This is a genomic window from Crateriforma conspicua, assembly GCF_007752935.1.
In the GTDB taxonomy this organism is placed as follows: domain Bacteria; phylum Planctomycetota; class Planctomycetia; order Pirellulales; family Pirellulaceae; genus Crateriforma; species Crateriforma conspicua.
The window spans coordinates 1,029,276-1,051,655 of record NZ_CP036319.1; the positions used below are offsets into that span (position 1 = coordinate 1,029,276).

15 protein-coding genes are annotated in these 22,380 nt (G+C 58.6%); 6 read left to right on the forward strand and 9 right to left on the reverse strand.

The window, feature by feature from the left end; all coding sequences use genetic code 11:
* Window positions 1-22: 22 nt before the first annotated feature.
* Together Mal65_RS03725 and Mal65_RS03730 are read right to left on the reverse strand one after the other, a co-directional pair.
* Window positions 23-1,396: a Gfo/Idh/MocA family protein gene (locus tag Mal65_RS03725; protein WP_145293775.1), complete on the reverse strand. Its 1,374-nt coding sequence runs from the start codon at window positions 1,394-1,396 to the stop codon at window positions 23-25.
* Between the two features lie 268 nt (window positions 1,397-1,664).
* Window positions 1,665-2,978: a peptidylprolyl isomerase gene (locus tag Mal65_RS03730; RefSeq protein ID WP_145293777.1), complete on the reverse strand. Its 1,314-nt coding sequence runs from the start codon at window positions 2,976-2,978 to the stop codon at window positions 1,665-1,667.
* 175 nt (window positions 2,979-3,153) lie between these two features.
* Between Mal65_RS03730 and Mal65_RS03735 the strand changes: the two genes are divergently transcribed.
* The gene (locus tag Mal65_RS03735; protein ID WP_145293778.1) at window positions 3,154-3,891 is read left to right on the forward strand and encodes an RsmD family RNA methyltransferase; all 738 of its coding nucleotides are present in this window, start codon (window positions 3,154-3,156) and stop codon (window positions 3,889-3,891) included.
* A gap of 78 nt (window positions 3,892-3,969) precedes the next feature.
* Here Mal65_RS03735 and Mal65_RS03740 read toward each other — a convergent pair whose 3' ends face one another.
* Window positions 3,970-5,946: a LamG-like jellyroll fold domain-containing protein gene (locus tag Mal65_RS03740; RefSeq protein ID WP_390621994.1), complete on the reverse strand. Its 1,977-nt coding sequence runs from the start codon at window positions 5,944-5,946 to the stop codon at window positions 3,970-3,972.
* A gap of 382 nt (window positions 5,947-6,328) precedes the next feature.
* Between Mal65_RS03740 and Mal65_RS03745 the strand changes: the two genes are divergently transcribed.
* The gene (locus tag Mal65_RS03745) at window positions 6,329-7,840 is read left to right on the forward strand and encodes an MATE family efflux transporter (protein WP_196784539.1); all 1,512 of its coding nucleotides are present in this window, start codon (window positions 6,329-6,331) and stop codon (window positions 7,838-7,840) included.
* 11 nt (window positions 7,841-7,851) lie between these two features.
* Here Mal65_RS03745 and Mal65_RS03750 read toward each other — a convergent pair whose 3' ends face one another.
* From Mal65_RS03750 to Mal65_RS03760, 3 genes are all read right to left on the reverse strand, one after another.
* Complete coding sequence (locus Mal65_RS03750; protein WP_145293782.1) at window positions 7,852-8,244, reverse strand: diacylglycerol kinase; 393 nt, start codon at window positions 8,242-8,244, stop codon at window positions 7,852-7,854.
* Entirely contained in the window at window positions 8,241-11,477 is a 3,237-nt protein-coding gene (locus Mal65_RS03755) for an LPS-assembly protein LptD (RefSeq protein WP_231131274.1), read from the reverse strand. The genes Mal65_RS03750 and Mal65_RS03755 overlap by 4 nt, the downstream gene beginning before the upstream one ends.
* Before the next feature lie 208 nt (window positions 11,478-11,685).
* On the reverse strand, window positions 11,686-12,678 hold the full coding sequence (locus Mal65_RS03760) for a 3'-5' exonuclease (protein WP_145293784.1): 993 nt from the start codon (window positions 12,676-12,678) through the stop codon (window positions 11,686-11,688).
* A gap of 210 nt (window positions 12,679-12,888) precedes the next feature.
* Between Mal65_RS03760 and pepT the strand changes: the two genes are divergently transcribed.
* From pepT to Mal65_RS03775, 3 genes are all read left to right on the forward strand, one after another.
* The gene (gene pepT, locus Mal65_RS03765; RefSeq protein ID WP_145293786.1) at window positions 12,889-14,133 is read left to right on the forward strand and encodes a peptidase T; all 1,245 of its coding nucleotides are present in this window, start codon (window positions 12,889-12,891) and stop codon (window positions 14,131-14,133) included.
* Between the two features lie 173 nt (window positions 14,134-14,306).
* Window positions 14,307-14,885: a hypothetical protein gene (locus Mal65_RS03770; RefSeq protein ID WP_145293789.1), complete on the forward strand. Its 579-nt coding sequence runs from the start codon at window positions 14,307-14,309 to the stop codon at window positions 14,883-14,885.
* An 89-nt stretch (window positions 14,886-14,974) separates the two neighbouring features.
* Window positions 14,975-16,486, forward strand: a complete 1,512-nt coding sequence (locus tag Mal65_RS03775; RefSeq protein ID WP_145293790.1) for a hypothetical protein — start codon at window positions 14,975-14,977, stop codon at window positions 16,484-16,486.
* Here the strand turns inward: Mal65_RS03775 and Mal65_RS03780 are convergent.
* Together Mal65_RS03780 and Mal65_RS03785 are read right to left on the reverse strand one after the other, a co-directional pair.
* Complete coding sequence (locus tag Mal65_RS03780) at window positions 16,483-18,429, reverse strand: 6-phosphogluconolactonase (RefSeq protein ID WP_145293792.1); 1,947 nt, start codon at window positions 18,427-18,429, stop codon at window positions 16,483-16,485. The genes Mal65_RS03775 and Mal65_RS03780 overlap by 4 nt on opposite strands.
* Before the next feature lie 26 nt (window positions 18,430-18,455).
* Window positions 18,456-19,502 carry an ROK family protein gene (locus Mal65_RS03785; protein ID WP_196784542.1) on the reverse strand — a complete coding sequence of 349 codons (1,047 nt, stop codon included), beginning with the start codon at window positions 19,500-19,502 and terminating at the stop codon, window positions 18,456-18,458.
* A 204-nt stretch (window positions 19,503-19,706) separates the two neighbouring features.
* On the opposite strand from Mal65_RS03785, the gene Mal65_RS03790 reads away from it, so the two are divergent.
* Entirely contained in the window at window positions 19,707-21,203 is a 1,497-nt protein-coding gene (locus tag Mal65_RS03790) for a sulfatase family protein (protein ID WP_196784543.1), read from the forward strand.
* A gap of 26 nt (window positions 21,204-21,229) precedes the next feature.
* On the opposite strand, the gene Mal65_RS03795 is transcribed toward Mal65_RS03790, so the two are convergent.
* Complete coding sequence (locus Mal65_RS03795) at window positions 21,230-22,318, reverse strand: sugar kinase (protein WP_145293794.1); 1,089 nt, start codon at window positions 22,316-22,318, stop codon at window positions 21,230-21,232.
* Window positions 22,319-22,380 lie beyond the last annotated feature (62 nt).

A 22,380-nucleotide genomic window follows, 5' to 3' on the forward strand; every position in this document is an offset into this window, starting at 1 on the left:
AGTCGGGGGAAGAACCGTCAGGTCAGACCGTTTTGGTTTGGCCAGGGACGGCGACTTCATAGCGACCGTTTTCATCGGGCTGCATCGGAGCGGCGCTGTCGAAACTGGTCATCGAATCGGTGTCGGCCAGTTGGATTTCGCTGTTCAACGCGTCGTCCCATTTGACCGGCTTGCCGCTGTAGGTGGCCATGCGTCCCATGATCGCGGTCATCGTGCTGTACGCGCCGTATTCGCCTTCGTTGGGGACTTCGCCACGACGCAGCGCGCTGAACAAGTCGTGGTGTTCTTGTTGCCAGCCCTTTTCGCTGATCTCGGTCGCATCGCTTTCCCAGGCCAAGTCACCGTTGGGCTTGTAGATCCGCGCTTTGCTGATGTCGCAGTAGCCCTTGGTGCCGTGGACATGTTCGCTGACGCTGTTCCAGCAACCACGGATGTGACGGCACTGGCTAAGCATTTTCATGCCGTTGCCATAGTTGGTGTCGCCGTAGGTGAATTCGACCATGTGGTGGTCATAGATCTGGCCGTGGTCGATCCCGTTGCGGACTTCGCGGCCGCCTTGGCCCTGGCATTCGACCGGCGGGCCGTCCATCAACCAGTTGATCACATCCAAGTTATGAATGTGTTGTTCGTCGATGTGGTCACCGCCCAACCAAGTGAAGTAATACCAGTTGCGCATCTGGTATTCCAATTCACTCATTTCCGGTTTGCGTGGACGCACCCAAACGCCGGCACCGTTCCAGTAGGCGCGGGCCAAGATGAAATCACCGATGGCACCGTTTTGCAGCCGATCGATGCATTCGCGATAGCGGAATTCGTGGTGGCGTTGCAGGCCCACCTGGACCGCCAGACCTTTTTCCTTGGCCTTTTCACTCGCTGCCAAGATACGGCGGACTCCCGGCGCGTCGGTGGCAACCGGCTTTTCCATGAAGACATGTTTGCCCGCATCGATCGCGGCTTCGAAGTGTTGCGGGCGGAATCCCGGTGGGGTGGCCAGGATGACGACGTCGGCGTCGGATTGCATCACTTTGTCGAAAGCGTCCAGCCCGACGAAGATGCGATCGGCACAGTCGACTTGGTCTTTGTGTTTGCCTTTGATGCCGCGATAAGTCGTTTGTGCGTTGTTATCAAAAACGTCTGCCAGGGCGACCAATTTGACTTCGCCGCCGGAGGTGCTGAGTGCTTGCATCGCGGCCTTGGTGCCACGTCCTCCACAGCCGACCAAGCCGATCTTCATCGTGTCGGTCCCGTAGGCGTGGGCGCCACGAGCCACGGAAGCTTGGCTGCCGGCGATCGCGCCGCCGGCCAACATCATCCCGCCGCCTTTGATGAATCGGCGTCGTGATTCTTGTTTGGTGTCGTGAATGGTTTCGGAGGGGGATTTTTTCGGGTCGTTCATAACGGCGATCGGTCGAGCGTAAAAAAGAAGGCGGTGTCGCGTCGAAACCGAGGCAGCGGTTCGTCTGCGAAGGAAGGTGGGAAAATGGTTGGGCGGGAGGACGGATTGGGGCAATTCAGTGTCCAGTCGCGACGTAAGGGCGGGCTGGCCATCGTTGTTGGTTGCCACACGCCAGGATAACCCGCCGCCGCGTCGTCGACAAAGGATGCGACGATTCGACCGTCGGGCCGGCAATCGGCGTCGAAATCATGGAAAATGAACCTCGCCGCTAGCGAGACGGGTTTTCGATGTATTCCGGTTCCGGCAGCGTTTCGGGGCGATCGATGATGGTGGCTTCCAAAATCCGATCGGGTGGCAGCACCAATTCGCCCTTTTCCTTCGGCTTGCTGGGATCGACCCGCTGGAACGTCGACACGACTTCCATGCCTTCGATGACGCGGCCGAACACGGTTTGCGAATCGGCGACCATCGGGATCGGCATCATCATGATCGCGAATCGGCGGTTGGCGGAATTGGGAACAAATCGGCCTGCTTCGGCCGGGATGCCCGCCATGACCAAGGATCCCCGCAGCGGACGTCGGGCGTCGGGTTTCTGGTGTTCGTCGACCAAGAATTTTTGAGGAGGTGATTCCGCCGCGTGGCTGCACAAAGCCAACAAGTTGTCGATCACCTGCATGAATTCGGCGTCTTCGTAATAGCCGTCTTCGACCAATTGAATGAAGTGCGATACGGCGCTTGGGGCGTCATCGATGTACAGTTCGGCGATGACGTCACCGTTGGTCGTGTGCAGTTTGACTTTGGGGAACACTTTGTCCGCGTCGCGCCGCTGGCGTTCCGCTTCCAAATTGAAATCTTCTTCGATCTGGTCCAGATTGATGCGAATGTTGGTGTCGATCTGGGGCAGTTCTTGGCCTTGCAGGACGTCGAAGATCTTTCGCGCGACGTCGAACTGTCCCGTGCAAACCGCCGAACGCATGGCGGCTTGGAAGATGTATTTTTCATTCCGCTTGGCATCCAAGAATCGGGCGGCGCTTTCGTAGGTCGCGCCGTTGTAGATGCTGCGTTCTTCGTTGCTTTGCACCATCGTCAACGCATAGGTGGCCGCTTCGCGATAAAACGGCAAAATCGGGTTGGCCAATCGGTGCGTTTGATGGATCAGCTTGCGGACCCGTTCACGACGTTCACGGAAGGCGGCTTTGCCGGATTCCGTTTGGTCGATTTCATTGCGGTATCGCAAGTACGTTTCGTTCAGGTCGCCCATCGCTTCGACCAATTCTTGGTGCGATTGGTCGAATGCGGCGATTGCTTCCTGGACTTCCGGTGTTTCCAACAGCCGTTCCAGTTCGGCCAACTGTTCTTCTTCGGTGGCGTCGGGCGGCAACTGGCTTTCGATTTCCAGCGATCCGAACTCTGACGATTCCGATGATACGTCTTGGGTCGGTGCGGATTCGGTCGTTTCGTCTTGGGCCGACAGCGTCGCCGCGTCCCAGCTGACGACAGAAACGGCCAAAGCCAACAGGGCCGTCCAGCCGGCAATCCGCGACGGGGTGATCAGGAACATTCGGAGCGTGCGACGGGGCATAGGGCGGACTCGGGGCACCGACGAAGACGATGAAGGAACGAAAGGGACCGGCGGTGAAACCGGTGATGATGGGACGCGTCGCCTGCCGGAGACGATCTGACGTGGTACGTCAGGGGCCCCGCGATGGTTTGCGCGCCCCGCAGACCTTTTCACAACCGCGGTTATACTGCCCCGAATGAGCAAGAAGCACCCACGTCGCGGAAAATCCCGATCGTCACGCAAGTTTGATGCAGCCCAAACGGGGCATCAGGACGGCGATGCGAATGATTCCGCTGCCAAGGCACCGCGTGGCGGCAAGTCGGCCGCCAAGACACACGCGACGACCCTGCGAATCATTGGCGGTTCGATGCGTGGTCGCACGGTCCGCTATCACGGCGCCGCCTACACACGACCGATGAAGGACAGCGTTCGCGAAAACCTGTTCAACATCTTGGGGCCGGCGGTCCGCGGGGCCGTCGGTTTCGATTTGTTTGCCGGGACGGGCGCGATCGCCTTCGAAGCGATCAGCCGGGGGGCCAATGGCGTGACCATGGTCGAACAATCGCGGCATGCGATGAAGACGTTGAAAGATTCGGCGTCTCAGTTGGGCATCGAAGACCGCTTGAATCTGATCATCGGCGACACTTTTCGTATCGCATTGAAATTGTTGGGGCCGCCCGATGCCGACACGCCCTGGGTTGTTTTTTTGTGCCCGCCCTACCGAATGTGGGAAGACGAAACGACCCTGGGCAAGTTGAACCAGATGATCCGCGCGTTTCTGGAACACGCCCCGCTGGGCAGCGTGTTGGTCGCCGAAACGGACAAGTTTTTTGACACCGCGCGTTTGCCTGCCGCGGCGTGGGACTTTCGTGAATACGGAAACGTCCGGCTGTGTTTTGTCGAACCCGCGGTCATCTGTGGCATGAACCTGTAGCGGGCCGACCGTTCGCTTCCGGCCCGACCGCAGGACTGATTTGCGGCCGGGCAAAAACGCGTCGACTTCACAAACGCCTTAGCGATCGTGAGAAACCAAGTCCGCCGCTTTGCCAAGCGTTCCCATGGCTGCGGAATTGCTGTGGTCCAGAACAAAGGGGCCGACGCGTCGATCCAGGTGCATCAGCAAGACCGTCGAATCTTGCGGCAAGAACCGTGATTCGGGCGTGAAGTCCGCTTCATAGACTGCGCCGGTCGACAAGCGAACTTCATCCAACAAGCCGACAAAGTTGCGTGTCGGATTCCCGCCCGCGTCCGGATCGGCTCCCAAGAACAACGGCAATTTGTTCGCGCGGCGCTTGCCACGGGCCGGGCGTGAATCGACCTGTTTTCCGTTGACGTACAAGCGGACTTCTTTACCGTCGAAGACGCCGGCGATATGAGTCCATTGGCCGATGGCGATGGTTTGATCGCTTTTGGCCGAAACGTACCGACCGTTCAGGTTGACGTCGAACACCGGCGCGCCTTCGTCCATGAAGATGGCATATTCGGAGCTTTGGGTTTTTGCGATCACGGCGTTGTAACCGGCGGCTTCATCCAACCGGCACCAGCCTTCGATGGTGAAGGGACCGTCGGGCAGTTCGAATTCATCGCTGGGGATGCGAACCGCGGATTGCGGCGTCTGCACACGCAAAGCCAAGTCTTTGCTGGCGGTGAAGAAATCAGCGGGCACGGCGCTGACACGCAAAGGCAACGGTTGGTCGATGGCGGGCAATCGAATGCGGGTGGTTTCGCCGATCAGATCCAGTTCGGTACGAACCGTGGGCATGGTCAGCGTTTGCATGCTGCCGGCCGGTCGGTTCACAGTGAATGTGAATTGACGCGATTGTCCGGCCGCGATTTCGTAGTGTTGGTGATCCAAATCGGAAGTCCAGTCACGCGACGGACGGTCCGGTGAACCGAAGACCAACGAACCCTGCAGCGGCCGCGTGGTGGTGTTCTTGATCGCATAAGTCAATTCACCGCTGGCGCTGCCGTCGATGTTCAGTCGCAATTCGCCGGACTGCAATGACGGGCGAACCGAGCGAGCTTGATCCACGGTCGCCAGAAACTCCGGCGTGAACTCTTTCGGGTCCATCACCGAACCGATCGGCAACGATGCGACGCTGATGTCATCGGGGCGAACGGTGACCATGTTCAAGTGGTGCAGGTAACCGGCACCGGGGATTTCCGCCGACAGGTGTCCGCCCGTGGTGGCCAAGGTGTAATAGGCAATGCCGTCGATCGGACCGTCGAATCGCATGTGGTGGATGTGGCCCGCGAAAACGGCGGTCACGTTTCCGGCGGACTTCAGCATGTCGTGCACGACGTCCCAGTTGCCGCCGGTGTAGCCGCCACCGATCCAACGTGGATGGTGCAGGAACAAGAAAACGTGATCGGCGTCTTTGTGGTCTTTCAACGCTTTTTCCAAGAACTCCAATTGCTTGTCGGACATCTTTTGCAGACGTCCTTGATTGAAAGCCTTTTCATTGGTTTCCGGATCGCCTTCGTCGCTGTACAGGACGATGAAGCCGGCGTTCTTGTGTTGAAACGAATACCACAGTGGCCCAAAGTGTTTTTCGTAATTGGATTCGTGATGTCCTTGGGGCGGCGCGTCAGGTCCGCGCCAATACACATCGTGGTTGCCCGCCACCGGATACCACCGCATGTTTAGCCGGTTCATGATCTCTTGGTACTCGGCCGCTTGGTCCAACCATTCGGGCGTTTGGTTGTATCCTTGGATCAAGTCGCCGACCGTCATGACCAAATCGGGATCCAATAGATTCGTGTCGTCGACTGCCTGTTCCAAGACTTTCAATCCTTCGGGCACGCCACCGGTGCGGTCGCCGTAAACCACAAAGTGAAAAACGTCATCGGCTTGGACCGGCGGCAAGCTTTTGGCGGCCGGTCGTGTGGTCATGATCGCGGCCGACGCATCGGCGGCGTGCGAGTGATCGTGATCATGGCCGTCGTGGCTGTGACCGTCGTGTGCCGATGCCGGCGTGATGGCGTGCATCAGGCCGAGGCATAAAACGAGGGAAAGAAACGCGTTGGATCGCATCGAATTGGCTCTTGGCAGGATGGAATCAAGTCGTCGTGGACTGTCAAAGAGGCCCACTGGATGTTCAGATTGAAGGTGGCGGCAGGGTCGCGGGTATCATGCGCGAACCCTGGCATGCCGACAACGATCTGAAAGGGATCTGCGCGAAGAAGATTCAGTGAATTCGCGCCCCAGGACCCTCGTGTGGGGTCCATGTTAGTTGTCCCACAGGTGCCACGTGTCACCGATGGGCGGAGCGTGGTCTAAAGTCTTTGGCCGTCATGCCGGTGGAACCTTTGATGGTGTCGGCGCGCAAAACCCAGGATCGCGGGGCGGTACGGAAAGTCGTTTCGCGATCATGACAAGCATGGAAAAGGATGCAGCGGTGCCAACGGAGTTCACCGACCAGGTGCAGCAGGTCCACGATTCGTCGGAGCTGATCGATGTCGTTTCGCCTTCCGGCGAAGTTCGATCCGGTGATGCTGCGCCCGACCCCGGTGATCCGTCGACCGATACCTTGGGCCAGGCCATGGCCGAGGTGATTCGCGTGGCGATGCCGCTGATGATCAGCACGGGCACGTTTTCGGTGGTGTTGTTTGCCGATCGCACATTCTTGCTGTGGTATGACGGCGCGGCGATGAGCGCATCGATGGCCGCCGGCAATTTGTTCTGGACGTTGATCTGTGTTCCGGTCGGCGTGTCGGGCATGACCGGTGCCGTGGTCAGCCAGTACGTCGGCAGCCGACAACGTGAAATGATCGGTCGTTTTCTATGGCAGGTCGTTTGGTTTGCCTTGGCCACGTTGCCGCTGTTCGGTTTGATCGGGACGCTCGCACCGACGTTGTTTTCACTGACCGGACAACCCGCGGGCTTGATCGAATTGGAATCGGCATACCTTCGGCTGCTGATGTGGGGTGCCGGAGGGATCGTTCTGGAATCCGGTTTAAGCGGTTTCTTTGCCGGTACCGAGCGGACGCACGTGATCATGTGGGCCAGCATCGCATCGGGCGTTGTGAATCTGGTTTTGGATTGGATGTTCATCTTTGGAATGAACATGGGGCCGCTGCAGATCGAAGCCATGGGCATCATCGGTGCCGGTTGGGCCAGTTTGATCTCGTTCTGGTTCAAGGGCGGCTTGTTCGCGTTTTTGTTGGCACGGCCCAAGTTTCAGGAAAGCTATCGGATTCTGGCCGGCATCTCGTTTGATCCCGCGTTGATCCGCAAGTTGTTGTTCTTCGGTTTACCGTCGGGATTGATGTCGTTAACCGAGGCGGCCGGGTTCACCGCGATCGTCTTGCAGATCGGACAGCAGGGGGACTTGCCACTGCGAGCGACCACAATGGCGATCAATTTCAACATGATCGCTTATGTCCCGTTGGTCGGCGTCGCGATCGCCGCATCGGTTCTGGTGGGGCGGCATTTGACCGAAAGCGGTCCTTCACGAGCGGTCAAATCGGTGGCCGGGGCCCTATCGATCGGTTGGATCTATTCGATGGTCTGGGCGGTGTTGTACCTGGCGTTTCCTGATCAACTGCTGGCGCTGTACCAGTGGGGTGACGCATCGGAAGATTCGATGGTGGCGATATCGCTGGCGCGAAACCTGTTGGGTTTCGTCGCCATTTATGTCATCGTCGATGCGACGCAATTGATCGTGGCCGGATCGCTTCGCGGTGCCGGTGACACCTGGTTCGTTTTGCTGTCCGGCTTGTTTGCGTCAATCATCGCTTGCAGCATCGGCATCGTTTTCGAACCGGAAACGGGACGGCTGACTTGGTGGTGGTGGGTCGTCACCGGGTGGGTGTTCTTGCTGGCCGCTTCGATGGTGGGCCGGTTCTTGCAGGGACGTTGGAAGTCGATGCGGATGGTGTAAGCGGAGCCTGTTCAGGCGGCTGCCACCCCAACGACGACTTTCCACAACGGCCAGCCCAGCAGGCAGATGCCCACGGCCACCGCGGCAATCGACAAAATCAAGACCGCGCCGGCGGCCATGTCCAGGGCGCGGCCGATCCGCGGGTCGAAGCTGGGGTGAACCGTGTGAACCAACGCTTCGAAGGCGCTGTTGGCGACTTCTGCCGCGATCACCACGCCGACCGTCAGCCACAGAATTGCCATGGATGTGGCGGGCAGACGCAGGGCAAATGCCGTTACCAAAACCAGAACGCCGGCCGGAAAGTGGACCCAAAAGCTTTTCTGTCCCCGGACCGCGACCCCGATGCCGCGGCTCGCGTCGGCAAACTTCTGGCGCCATGTGGATCGTGAATGGGGATCGGTCATTCCAAGCCCTCCACGCCTGGCGGCGGAATCAGTTGGCCACCTACGCGGCCTCGCCCCGTCGGGAAGAATCGCGGCAGAACGAAGAAGTTGAAGCCGACATTTTCTCGTCCCGCGTCCACGGTGACTTCGAATCCCGTCAAGAAGGATTCACCGATCCGCGTCAGCCCGATCGTTTGTCCGACGTTACCGACGTCGGCAAAGTCATAGGTGGATCCCGCGCGGACGATCCATTTTTCGTTCAACCGATAATCCAACGATGTCCGCAGGGCCGTGCTGGTCACCGGTCCATCGATGTTGATCAACCCCGCATAGACATCGCCCAAGCCCGGTCGGCTCATGCGTATGCCGCCGCTGATGCTGCGCAATCCATCGTCAAAGAAATCGATGTAGCCGTCGCTTAGCAAAGAAACGCGATCGCCCAGGTGGAAGCTTGCGTCGTACGTCGTCGGGCCAACCGTTTCGCCATAATTATCACGATCGGCGTCGGGCATCAGGATGGTGTCAATGTCCAACCGCAGGATGTCCGTGATGCGTTCCCGGCCCGGCAAGCCACGTCGTGTTTGGAATCGTTGGTGAACCCCCAAGCGAATCTGTTGCTGGTCGGCCACCACCACATCACTGGGGCTGGTGACGTAGCGTTGAATGCCTTGGCGGAATCCATAATCGCGCGGATCAAACTGTGCCGGCAACACCCCGCCAAATTGATCGATGATGAATCGACGGCGAAATTGTTCCTGCGCGTTATCATCCAGCGAATCGTAGTACGGCAAGTCGTCAAAGTTCGCGTCGCTGTCGGCATAGAAGTATTCGCCCACCCATTCGATCTTGTGGGCCAAGCCGCGAACATTCAACAACGCGCTTTGAATGGTCGGATCGATGCGGTACATCGGCAAACTGGCTCGGATGCCCGCTTGTCCGGTCAAGCGTGTCAGCGAATCGCCGTTGATGTCTTCGCCGAAATACGTCGCGTCGCCACCGACAAAGGGGCTCAGGTTCAGCGGACCCAAGTCCAGAGGCGCGGACAATTCATGTCGCGTCGATGCGATCAAACCTTTCGCATCGACTTCGCCCGGCAGTGTCGTCATCGATGCGGCTTCGACCGGATCGACCGGCGTGTCGGCGACATTCAAATCGACGTAGCCGACTTTGTTGTTCATCGTCCACGTCAACGCGTTGCCCAGCGGCGAAAGTCCGATCGCATAGTGTTCCAGGACGGGCAGTTGCTGCGTTTCTTTGAAGAAATCATTGACCCTTGCTTCGACGGACAAGTCCAATAATTGGTTGCCGCCGTAGCGACGAAGCCTTGCGCCGGTGGTGTAGTCCTTTTGCTGGTCCCAATCGCTTTCAAAGTATTGTTCCAAGAAATTGCGGTCGCTGATGTAACCGACCTCAGCGATGAATTCCCAGCCGCTGTTGAACGTGTGACGGTGTTGAAGCCATGACTTGCCACGCCAAGTTTTTTCCGGCGTCAAGTCGCGTCGGTCCTGCCCCAAGGTGTCCAAGCCTGTGTCGTGAATCAGATAGCCGTCGGTTTGTCCACGAACATGTCCCGGGATACCAAAGAAACTGGTGCGGTCGTATGTGGTGCGGGTACCAAACGCGGGGCCACGGTCACTTAGATAGTCCGTCTTGATGCGCACATCGACGCCGTCCGGGGCCGAGTCGTATCCCAGCAGTTGGAACAGGTCCCATTCCAACATGACCTGTGTTCCGAAGATGTCATCGTTCTTGAAATTGGCCCCGGTCAGATACAACGGCGGTTTGCGGATGCTGGCGCTCAAACGCGGCCAATAGAAAACCGGCACGCCGCCGAAGTAGATGAAGTTGTCGCGGCTGGAAACGTACGAATCGGTCGCCTGGATCGTTTGGTTGGTGATCGGGTCGACGGTGGTCCGCAGACGCTGGCGAAATGAAAGCTGATCGCTTTGCAGCCAATATCGCGGCACGCCCAAACGGCTGGTCGTCACCGCGGCGCCGAACGCTTGAAAGTTGCCTTCGGCGACCTGTTGCAGGACATCCGCTTTCAATCGCACCACGCCCTGGTAATCGGGAATCGTGCTGATGGCTTCGGCGTCCAACACCATCCCGGTTTCCTGCGTCACGTTGTAATACATCGATTCGGCATAGATGATTCGGTCACCCTGTCGGAACACGATGTCGCCTTCCAGATACAGCTCCAAATCATGGGACGTCATGTCGGCGCGGCCTTGCATCAAATCATTCAGCAAGGGCGTCCACGCGACGATGCGATGGGCGGACAACGAGATCGTGCCGAGGTCCAAGAATTGGCCGCCGGGCAACTGGGCTTGGACGTCGCGGATCAGAACGGTGGCACCACCGCGGGCGACCCAGACCTCTTCGCCCAAGGCCGGACGCGGCACGTTTTGGATCGAAAGCGGAGCGGCGGGATTGCGTGAAACAAACTCGATTTCGTGTCGACCGTCGGCCGAGAAAATTCGAAATTGTCCTTCGCCGTTTTGAATTCGCGGCGCATCGGGCATCGTCGTCTGGTTCGGCACCGGGGTGCCCACGCCGGGCGTACCTGGAAAACTTGTGGCCGGGGGCGGCACCAGTGTGGGGCCAAAAATCTGGTCCGGCAGCGAATCGGGAACCGGAAGCGGCGACGCGTATTGGGCTTGGCGAACCCCACCGTCGTCTGCCCCCGAGTCTTCCGCGGGCGATTCCGTATGTCCTGCCAGACGAAGATCGCCCGGGGTGGATTGCGGATGAGGCAATCGCACGTCGGGCCAACCGCCGGGAAGGTGTGACGCCAAGGCAGGCAGACTTTGCGGCACTGGGACCGGTGTGGGCGATTGAATCTGGGGTTCCAATGCCGAATAGATCACGCCCGAAAGCGGACCCGTTTGCCCGCCTTTGCCGTCGGAAACACCGGAAATCACGAATCGCGTTCGAACGCGTCCCGGCGGGCCATCGACGACCAACAGCACCTGATCGCACAGATAGATCCGGTCTTCGAACATCAGTCGACAGTTGTCGCGCAGCCAGCTGATGTCGGCCCCACCGCGATTCCATTTGGCGATTCGATCGCCATCGACTCGGGGCGGCTGTCGCGAAATTTTGGTTGCGGATTCATCCGTCGTCGTCGCATCAGACGCCGGGAATTGGGCGGTCGCGGTTTGGGACGCCGGACCGATGTCCGAAAGTGCCAGCATCAAGCCGCAGATCAGGATCAACGCGGTGGAAAGCGGTCGTCGGACCCGCGCAGCAGGCATCCCGATCCGGATCTGCATCCTGCATCCGAAACGGGCGAGACATACAGCGGTGGCATCCGTGCCGACCAAGGGGGGAGACTTTCCGATCAAAACTATGGTGTTTGACACCGGGATGAACGGTCGAAGTCTACGAAAGCCGATCTGGGAATCACAAGTCAGATCGCTGGGGAGGCCCGACGAGTTTCACGGGCCTTTTCGAAGCGCCGAACTAGGGCGTTTTGGGGGTCACGTCGGCGGCCGAATCGGTCTGCGGATCTGCCGTGGAATCGGCTTCCGCGGGCGATGACGTCGGTTCCGAATCGGTCGTTGGCTGGGCGGGGGAGTCATCGTTGCCGTCACCCGATTCGGATGGATCCGACGCATCGGCGTTCTCGTCGGCTTCGTCCACCGCCTCGGCTTCCCAAGGGTCCACCCATTCACCCCATTGCCCCAGGTAGTCCTGATAGGCCTGGCAATCATCGGCACGTTGTTGGATGAAATCCTTGGCCTGCTGAACCAATTCGATTTCTTGTTCCAGCGTCAACTTGCCGGTCAAAACCATGCATCGGAGGAAGACAAAGTACGTGTCTAAGACGTCACAGCGACAGTAGTCGCTGATTTCCATCTTGCCGCCTTCGTCATATTTTTGTTGGACCGCTTCACCGTTCAAGCCCATCTTGCCGGGCTTGCCCAGCAACTGCGCCGCCAAGTTCAATCCACCGTTCAATCGTGCAGCGCCGAAATTGGTCAACAAGTCCTGCAGATCCAAATGGGCTTCGCTGTTGAATCGGTTGCGAAGGGCTTTGTAACCGGACCCAGAGAACCATTTTGCCAGCGAGATGCCGTAACGAAACGCCGCCATTTCCATGATCGGCAGATCGAACGATCGTCCGTTGAATGTGATCCAGGTGGGCCGGCGGTACATGTCCCACCCTTTCCAAAAGTTCGCCGTGATCACATGGCTGCGGAAATGGGGTTCATCCAGCGAAACCAAATCCAGCATCCGGAATTCCGCATCCAGTTTGGCGATGACCACCGCGATCGGGATTTGAAAGGTATGCGGGATGAACGTCGTTCCGGACTTTTCAAAGATTTCCGATTGATACCTTGCGATCGCTTCGGCCGGCGTCAGCCCTTCGCCGGGATATCGGACTTTGGCAATCAGATCGCCATCGGCCACGCTTTCGACATCAAAAACTAAGTAGGTGACCGATTGCGTCATGCCGTCGTCGCTGGATTGAAAACTGTCGAAATTTGCCGCCCGCCGCTTCGGCCACCAGTGCACGCTGCCGGGTGACGACGCGGGGTTGCTTCCACACGGGATTGGCGTCCAATTTAACGCCGGTGCGGATAAATTCTACCAATCCCCCGGTTGAACCGCGTCGACGTCGCTGTTTCCGAATCGCTATTTGACACCGAACGATTTATCCCCATGCAAATCAATCGCCAACGCCTGCTGGATCGCTTTCTGCGTTACGTCCAAATCGACACGCCGGCGGATCCGCACAGCAAGACATACCCCAGCACCGAGGCACAGCGTGATTTGGCGGTGGTGCTGGCCGAAGAATTGCGTGCCATGTCGGCCGAAGATGTTCAGATCGACGACAACGCTTTGGTCTGGGCGACCGTACCCGCCGTCGGTGATTACGGCGATGGTCCGACGATGGCGTTGGTCGCCCACATGGATGTTTCACCCGAGGCACCGGCCACGTCGGTCAAGCCGCAGGTGATCGAATCCTATGCCGGTGGCGATATTCCGCTTCCCGCCGGAAACGTGATCACGGTCGATGGCTGTCCGGATCTGAACGACATGGTGTCGAAGACTTTGATCACCACCGACGGCACCACATTGCTTGGCGGTGATGATAAAGCCGGGGTGGCGATCATCATGGAACTGGCACAAACGCTGATCGAAAACCCATCGTTGCCGCACGGTCCGATTCGCTTGCTGTTCACCTGTGACGAAGAAATCGGCCACGGAACGGACAAGATCGACTTGGACAAGCTTGGGGCCGATGTGGCCTACACCATCGACGGTGGCGGTGCGGACGTTTTGGATGTCGAGACCTTCTCTGCCGACGGGGCGACGGTCCAATTCACCGGACACAACATTCACCCGGCGATCGCGAAGGATCGCATGATCAACGCGATGCGTCCGGTCGCGGAATTCGTCGCGCGATTGCCCAAAGATCACTGCACTCCGGAAACCACCGACGGCCGCGAAGGCTTCATTCACGCCCATGACATGAAGGCGCGAACGGGCGAAGGCACCGTCGAACTGATTTTGCGTTCGTTCGACACCAGTGATTTGGAAGAATATGCCAAGCTGATTCGACGGATCGCCGCCGAAGTGGCCGCCGATCATCCGGGCATCGAATATGAGGTCAGCGTTTACCGACAGTATCGCAATCTGGCCGATGGGCTGAAAAAGTTGCCCGAATCCGTGACTCTGGCTGAAAAAGCGTTTGAGAATCTTGGGCGAAAATGCACCAAAGCGATCATTCGTGGCGGCACCGATGGAAGCCAGTTAACCGAAAAAGGGCTGCCGACGCCGAACCTGTCCAGCGGCCAGCACAATATCCACAGCGTGACGGAATTTGCGTGCTTGGATGAAATGGTCGCGGCCACCGAGCACTTGGTCGAATTGGCGAAATTGTGGGGATCGATTCGTCGCTAGCGGGACCCCGTGGCGCTGTGAACCAGGGCGTCGGGCCGGCAGGGATGTGTCGATCCGCTTTCTTCGGGACTACGGTAAACCGTCCGACTGCGGTAAATTTTTTCGCGGTCGCGTGTATTTGTTTTCGCGAATGCATTGTCCCCCAATACGAATTTCCAACGGAGCCCATCGCCATGCGATCCTTCACCGGTCCCCTGACTTTGTCCGCGTTCGGTTTGTTGACGGTCTTGGCGTCGTCCCCGGTTTTGGCCGATGACGCGGCGACGAAGACGACCGAAAAGATCAACGTTCTCAACGAAGCCCAACTGACGGTGCCCGCGGCGTTCAAAAAATCACCGCCGAAATCGCGGATCGTCGAAGCCGAATTTGTCGCCACCGATGGCAAGGGTGATGACGAATTGACCGCCCGTGTTTATGGCATGGCCAGTGGCGGTGGATTGGAACCGAACATCGCCCGATGGAAAGGTCAATTCAGCGAAAGCCCCGAAGGTGCGTTCAAGCGTGAAGCGATGAAAGTGGGCGATTGGCAGGTCGTGATCGTCGACCACGCCGGTTCGTTCAGCGAACGCATGGGCGGTGGTCCCTTCGCGGGTGGTCGAATGGTCAAACGCGAGGATTACGCGATGACCGGCGCCATTTTGCAAAGCCCCAAAGGACGCCTGTATTTCGTCAAGATGATCGGGCCGGCCAAAGTCGTTCAGGCCAATCGTGATGACTTTGTCAAAATGATCAAAAGCCTGGATGCCTCCTGATCGGGCCAGCTCTTTCAGATTTCGTCTGTGATCAACGCCCTTGTCGCTACGCTGAACCTTTCGTTGCAAACGGATGCACCGGATATTGCATGAACATTCAATCTTTGCTTGAGCATCACGGTATCTCTCGCAATCCTTTTGCCGAGGAAGACGCGCAGACCGACCAGGTTTTCAAGGAACACTGCATCAGCAGTGCCTACCATCCGGTCTGGGACAAGGTTTATGGGGACCCGGCCGAACCATCCACGGCGATCGTGTTCGGCCCGAAAGGCAGCGGGAAAACGGCGATGCGGTTGCAAGTCGACCGACATCTGGCCCGCTACAACGCCCAGCATCCCGAACAGCGTGTGTTCGTGATTCGCTATGACGATTTCAATCCGTTCCTGGATCACTTCAGCGAACGGATGAGTCGGCGGGTGGCGCGCAAGCCGGAAAAGGTGCTGGATGCATGGCGGTTGTGGGACCACATGGACGCGATTCTGTGCATCGGTGTGACCAGCCTGGTCGACCGAGTGCTGGCCATCGGATCGTCTCGTGAAGACGCATCCAGCGAAGACGCGATCACGACCGGCCATCTGGCGAAACTGGACCGCACCGCGGCACGTGATTTTCTGTTGTTGGCCATGGCATATGATCAATCCACCGCGTCGACGTCGGTGGGGCGATGGAGCCAATTGCGAAAGAAATTGTCGTTTTCCAACTGGTTGGCTTTTTGGGACGTGTCCCTGGCAGTGATCGGTACGATTGTCGCCGTGGTGCTGACCGGATACCTGTTCATGCGGCAAAACGGTGGCGAGGACGGTGGTCGCAGCCTGACAATTTTGTGGCTGGCCCCGGCCTTGGCATTGCTGTTTTCGTCACCTTTTTTGTGGCGATGGATCAAGTGTCACTTTGCGGCGATGGGCATTCGTCGCCATATGCGGGTCGGCAAACGCGAAGTCGGTTCGCTGCGAACCGTGCTGCTGCGGTTCCCGCGCCGTGAATTGGCCAACCAGCCGATTCCTCGCTACGACCGCACCGATGATCGCTATGAACTGTTGAACAAGTTCCAAGGTTTGATCGAACGTTTGGGCTATCACGGCATCATCGTGCTGATGGACCGCGTGGACGAACCGCATTTGACCGGCGGCAAACAGGAACTGATGAAGCGATTCGTTTGGCCGATGCTGGACAATAAATTGCTGAAGCAACCCGGCATCGGATTCAAGCTGATGTTGCCCCAAGAACTGTACCGGGATGTGGAACGCGAAAATCGCGATTTTCACGAACGTGCCCGATTGGACAAGCAGAACGTGGTGCCCTCGTTCGCTTGGACCGGTGAATCGTTGTACGACTTGGCGCGTGCCCGCATGATGGCGTGCGCCGCCGAGGGCGCTTCACCAGAACCCAAGGATTTGTTCGCCGATGACCTGTCGTACAACCGAATGTTGACCGCGTTTCAATCGCTGCGGGTGCCCCGGCACTTGTTTCGGTTCTTGTATCGGGTGTTGGTCGAACATTGCAACAAACACACCGATTCGGTTCCCGAATTTCGGGTCCGTGCGGAGACGTTTGAAACGACCTTGGCCGTCTATCAAAGCGAAGCCGAACTGGGCGGCTAGACGGTCAGTCCCGATTGTCCGTCCCAGCGAACGAAGCCTTCGATGGCGGCGTATTCGGCCAGTCCTAACGTGTCGTACTTGGCCGCGGTGTCTGCGTTTCGTGATTCGGCGCGTTCCCAGAACTCCCGCATGTCGGACCCCGGGAACAGCGCACGGTCTTTCTGCGATTCGTGTTTAAAAATCGCATTACGTTTTCGTTTGACTTCATCCGGGCTAAGCGGCACGGCCATCTCGATGCGTTCGACCGGCCATTCTTGCCAGGCCCCGCGGTACAACCAGACTTGGCAATCGGAATACCATTCGTCCTGTTGGCACTGCAGACACGATTGCAGCACTGCACGCAAACACGTGCGGTGGGTGCCATGCGGATCGGAAAGATCGCCTGCGGTGTAGATCAGATGCGGGCGGACCCGACGCATCAGGTCGACGGTCAGCCGGATGTCGTCTTGGGACAGTGGTTTTTTGCGGACCCGACCGGTTTGATAGAACGGCAAATTCAAAAAGTGAAGCTGTTCATCGGGAACGCCACAACATCGCGCCCCTTCGCGGGCTTCGCCGCGTCGAATCAATGCTTTGATACGTTGAACGGGTTCACTGTCGACTTGGCCGGGGTTCTTGTTCCGCAAAAATTCGTCGACGTGCGATTCCAGTTCGTCCAGACCTTCGGCCCGAATTTCAAATTCACGACAAAAGTCGGCGGCGAACTCGGCGAATCGCAAGGCGTCGTCGTCGAAGACCGCAATGTTGCCGGACGTTTGGTAAGCGATGTGGACTTCGTGGCCTTGGTCGACCAAGCGGATCAGGGTGCCGCCCATCGAAATGACGTCGTCATCGGGATGGGGGGAAAACAACAGGATGCGTTTGGGAAAAAGATCGTCGCGATGGCCCGGGCGGTCGCCGGCTTCCTTTCGGCTGTCGGGTTTGCCGCCCGGCCAGCCGGTGATCGTCGCATGCAAGCGGCGAAAGACTCGCAGGTTGATGTCATAGGCGCTGCCGTGATCGGCCAGCAAATCTTGTAATCCGTGTTCGTTGTAATCGGCCTCGGTCAATTTCAAGATGGCCTTTTCCGAACGCAGTGCCATGTCGATCACGGCGCGGTGCGTCATCGCATCGTCCCAGGCGATCGGCCCCAACGACCAGGGGCGCGCGAAACGCGTCAAAGCCGCTGCGGCGGATTGATCGACCACCACATCGGCCGCAGCGTGTCGTTGTAGGAACGTGGACGGGATCGACCAATGATCATCGTCCTGGACCGTGCGTCGAATGATTTGCGATTTGCCTTCGCCAAAGGCCAGCAACACGATCCGTTTGGCCTCCAGAATCGTGGCCACACCCATGGTGATTGCATGACGTGGCACGTTGTCGGCACCAAAAAAATTGCTGGCCGCATCGATGCGTGTGACTCGGTCCAGCGTGATCAACCGCGTGCGTGACCCTGGATCGCTGCCGGGTTCGTTGCATCCGATGTGGCCGATGCGGCTGACGCCCAGCAACTGGAAATCGATGCCGCCGGCGGACGTGATCTTGGCTTCGAAATCACTGCAGTACGCCGCCGCGTTTTCGCGATCGATGGTGCCATCGGGAAAGTGAACATTGTCGGGGTGAATATCGATGTGGTCGATCAAATGTTCGTGCAAGAAGCGTGCGTGGCTTTGCAATTGCTCCGGTGAAATTGGATAAAACTCATCCAAACTGAAAACGGTGACCTTTTCGAACGATAGGCCTTCGTCGCGGTGCAAACGAACCAGTTCATCGTAGGTGTCGACCGGCGACGATCCGGTGGCCAATCCCAGGACGAAATGACGCTCGCTCGAATCCGCTTCGCGGATGGCCTGGGCAATTTCGTCGGCAACCACCTTGGCCGCATCGGTGGGTTGTGGAAAAACCCGGATCGGTAGCCGCTCGATTCTGGTGAAATCCGTCTTCACGGTGCAGGTCTCCATGCTCCGGTGCAAATAGCTGTGTCTATTTAATGATGCGCGTCGTGGTCGATTTGTGCGGCAAGACTGGCGAACTTTGCGGCGCCGATCATTCCGGCATTGTTCTTTAGGCTGGCAAAGTCGATCGTCACTTGAGTGCCGACTTGCACCAGCGTCGTCGCGCGGACTTCGGCAATGACGTCGTCCAAGAACTTGCGACCGGTCGGGCGATCGGGACCGCCAAAGGTCATCGCACCGCCCAACAGGACGACGGCCGGGTCGACGTTTTGGCAAAGCATGCCGATGGCTCTGCCGACATAAGCGGCGGTTTCCCGGATCGTCGCGATGCAATCCGGGTCACCCGCTTCGGCGCGTCGGGCGATTTCGCGAGGCGTGATGTCAGCGGGCTCGTTCGCCGCCACACCATCGGCGATCCGGTCTTTCAGGCGTCGCTGCACGCCAGCGGCACCGGCATAGGTTTCCAGATGCCCGCGGCTGCCGCAGGTACAAGGCCACGCCGCATCGCCAAAGTCGATGGCGATGTGGCCTAGTTCGCCCGCGCATCCGTGGTCCCCGCCGTGCGGTCGTCCACCCAGCACCAATCCACATCCGATGCCGGTTCCCAGGGTGACCAACCCTAGTGACTGGTGCCCCAGATTTCGCATCGCGTGCTCGGCTAAGGCCGCCGCGTTCGCGTCGTTCAGTACGGCACAGGGAAGTCCCGTTTGGGCTTGCATCTGATCCAGCAACGGGACGTTCAGCCAACCGGGTAAATTGACGACTTCCTTCAGTTGACAGGTCGCCTGGTCCAAGACACCGGGCACCGCCAACCCGACCGCAGTGATTTGGCAGTGATCTTTCGATGTGGCCGTTTTTTCCGCCCCCAAGGCGTTGTTGCCGAACCGCAATGCATGTTCGAACACCGCGATCGGCGTCCCCAACGATGGTGTCGGCGTGCGGTCACTTGCGACGATTTGTCCTTCGTAATCAAACAAGCCCACTTTGACATCGGTGCCACCGACGTCGATGCCCAGCACGTACTCATGAGACATCGTTTCGTTCGCGGCGGCGGCTTTCGGCGTGATCAAAGACGGCATGGACGAGGGCATTGTCAAAGGCGGGGCGTCAATCGATAGCGTGGATCGCCCAGTGTATTCACCGCGTTCAGGATCGGTTTGCCAGCCACCGAATGGAGGCAATGGCGACATCGGGGCCATCGGCGATGACTATCATAGACGCTTTCGCGCATCGCCCCGCTGGGTCGTCGTCGCGTTTCATTCTTGATTCACCGGTAGACAATCATGGTCCTGTGCCGATGCACCCGTTTGCTTCACTCGCGTTTGGTCGCCTTGGTTGGGGCAGTAATTGTCCTTAGCCAGTCGGCCGGCGCGGCTTCTCCCAACGTCCTGGTGATCATCACGGACGAGCATAACTTTCGAACCCTTGGGTGCTATCGCGACCTGATGCCCGCCGAGCAGGCGGAGATGTGGGGGCCCGGCGCGATCGTGCCGACGCCTCACCTGGATCGTTTGGCCGACGAAGGTGGCATTTGCACGCGGGCCTTTGCAACGTCGCCGGTGTGTTCGCCCAGTCGCGCCGCGATGATCACCGGGCTGTATCCGCATACAACCGGCGTGCCGGCCAATGATTTGGAATTGCGGCAAGACATACCCACGTTGGCCACCGTGTTGGGTGATGCCGGATATCGAACCGCTTTTGTCGGAAAGTGGCATTTGGGCGGCGATTCGAAACCGGGGTGGGCCCCAAAGATTGACGGCGGTTTCCAGTACAGCGAATTCATGTTCAACCGTGGACACTGGAAGAAATTGCAGGTCACCGATGACGGCCCCGAAGTCGCCGCGCGGGACAAACGGGGGGACCCCAGTTATTCGGTCGCCGATGCAGATGACCAGACCTTCACGACGGATTTTCTGACCGACCGGACCATGGATTTTATCCGTGACAGTGGCGACCAACCGTTCTTGGCCGTGGTCAGTTATCCCGATCCGCACGGCCCCAACACCGTCCGTAAGCCATATGACACGCGGTTTGAATCGATGCGATTTTTGCCGCCACGGACTTACGGTCGCGATGATTTGCCCACGCCAAACTGGTTGGGCAGCGCCAAAAAACATCCCAAGTTTCAGGGCGACCTGATGGCCCAGTACTTTGGCATGGTCCAGTGCATCGACGACAACATCGGGCGAATGTTGGACCTGTTGCAGTCGAGCGGAAAACTGGACAACACGATCGTGCTGATGACCAGCGATCATGGTGACCTGTGTTTTGAACACGACCGATTGAACAAAGGCAATCCGTACGAAGGGTCGGCTCGGGTCCCGATGCTGATTCGGTATCCCGCCGCCGTGCCGGCCGGTGTGGTCGTTGACCAGCCGATGGGGACCGTCGACTTGACGCCGACCGTGGTCGGCATGACCGGTGTGTCTTGTGACGCGACGTTTGCCGGACGAGACCTGAGCGGCGTTTTTGCGAGTTCCGGCAATGCAAGTGACGACGATCCGCCGGTCACGTTCTTGCGAAACGCAGGTGTCAAGGCCGGCTGGGTTGCGGCCGTTGACCCACGTTACAAACTGATTCTGTCGGTCAATGACCGGCCATGGTTGTTTGACAACCAAGCCGATCCCGACGAATTATTGAACTTCTACGGACGCGGGGATTCGGACGTCGTGGTGCGTCGTTTGGCCGATGCCTTGGCCGAATACGCCAAGGCCACCCAGGATCCGCATTTCGACAACGCCAAGATTGCCGCAGCGCTGCGGCAATGCTTGACGCCGTAATCGAAGGCGTGTCAACCGTTGGTTACTTAGCGTTGCACCCGAGCCGAGCCGCCTTTGGCGAACGCTTCGACCTCCGACAAGGTGGCCCGTGACACGTCGCCGGGGAACGTCGTCAACAGGGCGCCGTGTGCCCATCCGATTCGCAAGGCTTCCTGCGGATCGCGGCCGTCCAACAGGCTGTAGATCAAACCCGATGCAAATCCGTCGCCGCCACCGATGCGGTCGATGACGTCCAGTTCGGCCGTCGGTGCGACGTATTCTTTGCCGTCGTACCACAGCACGGCCGACCAACTGTGTCGATTGGTGCTGTGGACTTCACGCAGTGTGGTGGCGACCAGCTTGATGTTGGGGAATTTTTCAACTGCTCTGCCGATCATGGCAAAGAAGTTTTTGGGGTCCAGCTTGGCGGCTTTCTTCTCTTCCACGTCCGGGCCCTGGATGCCCAAACCTTTCTGCAGGTCTTCTTCGTTGCCGATCAAGCAGTCCACGTTCTGTGCGATCTGGGCGATCATCTTCTGGCCCTGTTCCAGCCCACCGATGGTGTCCCACAGCTTGGCCCGGTAATTCAAATCGAACGATCGGATCGCGCCCGCTTCGCCCGCGGCCTTCATTGCTTCGACGACCAATTCGCTAGTCGTTTCCGAAAGCGCTGCGAAGATCCCGCCACTGTGGAACCAGCGGCATCCGCCGGCGAAGATCGATTTCCAATCAAAGTCGCCCGGCTTCAACATCGCACCCGCCTCATTGGCGCGGTTGTAGAACACGACCGGTGGCCGAACGCCTTGGCCGCGGTCGCTGTACACGGTCGCCATGTTGGGGCCACGCACGCCGTCGTGTTGGAAGTGTTTGTAGAACGGACGAACGCCCATCGCACGGACTTGACGCTGGATCAGTTCGCCGATGCCGTTGTCGACCATGGCCGTGGCGACGCCGGTCTTCAGCCCGAAACAACTGGCAAGGTTGGCGGCACAGTTGTATTCACCACCGCTGACATGGACATCAAAATGGTTGGCCGTCCGGAACGGGATCACGCCGGGATCCAAACGATGCACCAGAGCACCAAGAGCACAAAAGTCCAAATCGGAACCTGCGGGCAATACGTCTAGCGCGCTCATGTCAGTTGTCTTCTCTTCGCGGGGAAACGATGGGGGGAATTGGGGATGTAGCGTGGGGAATC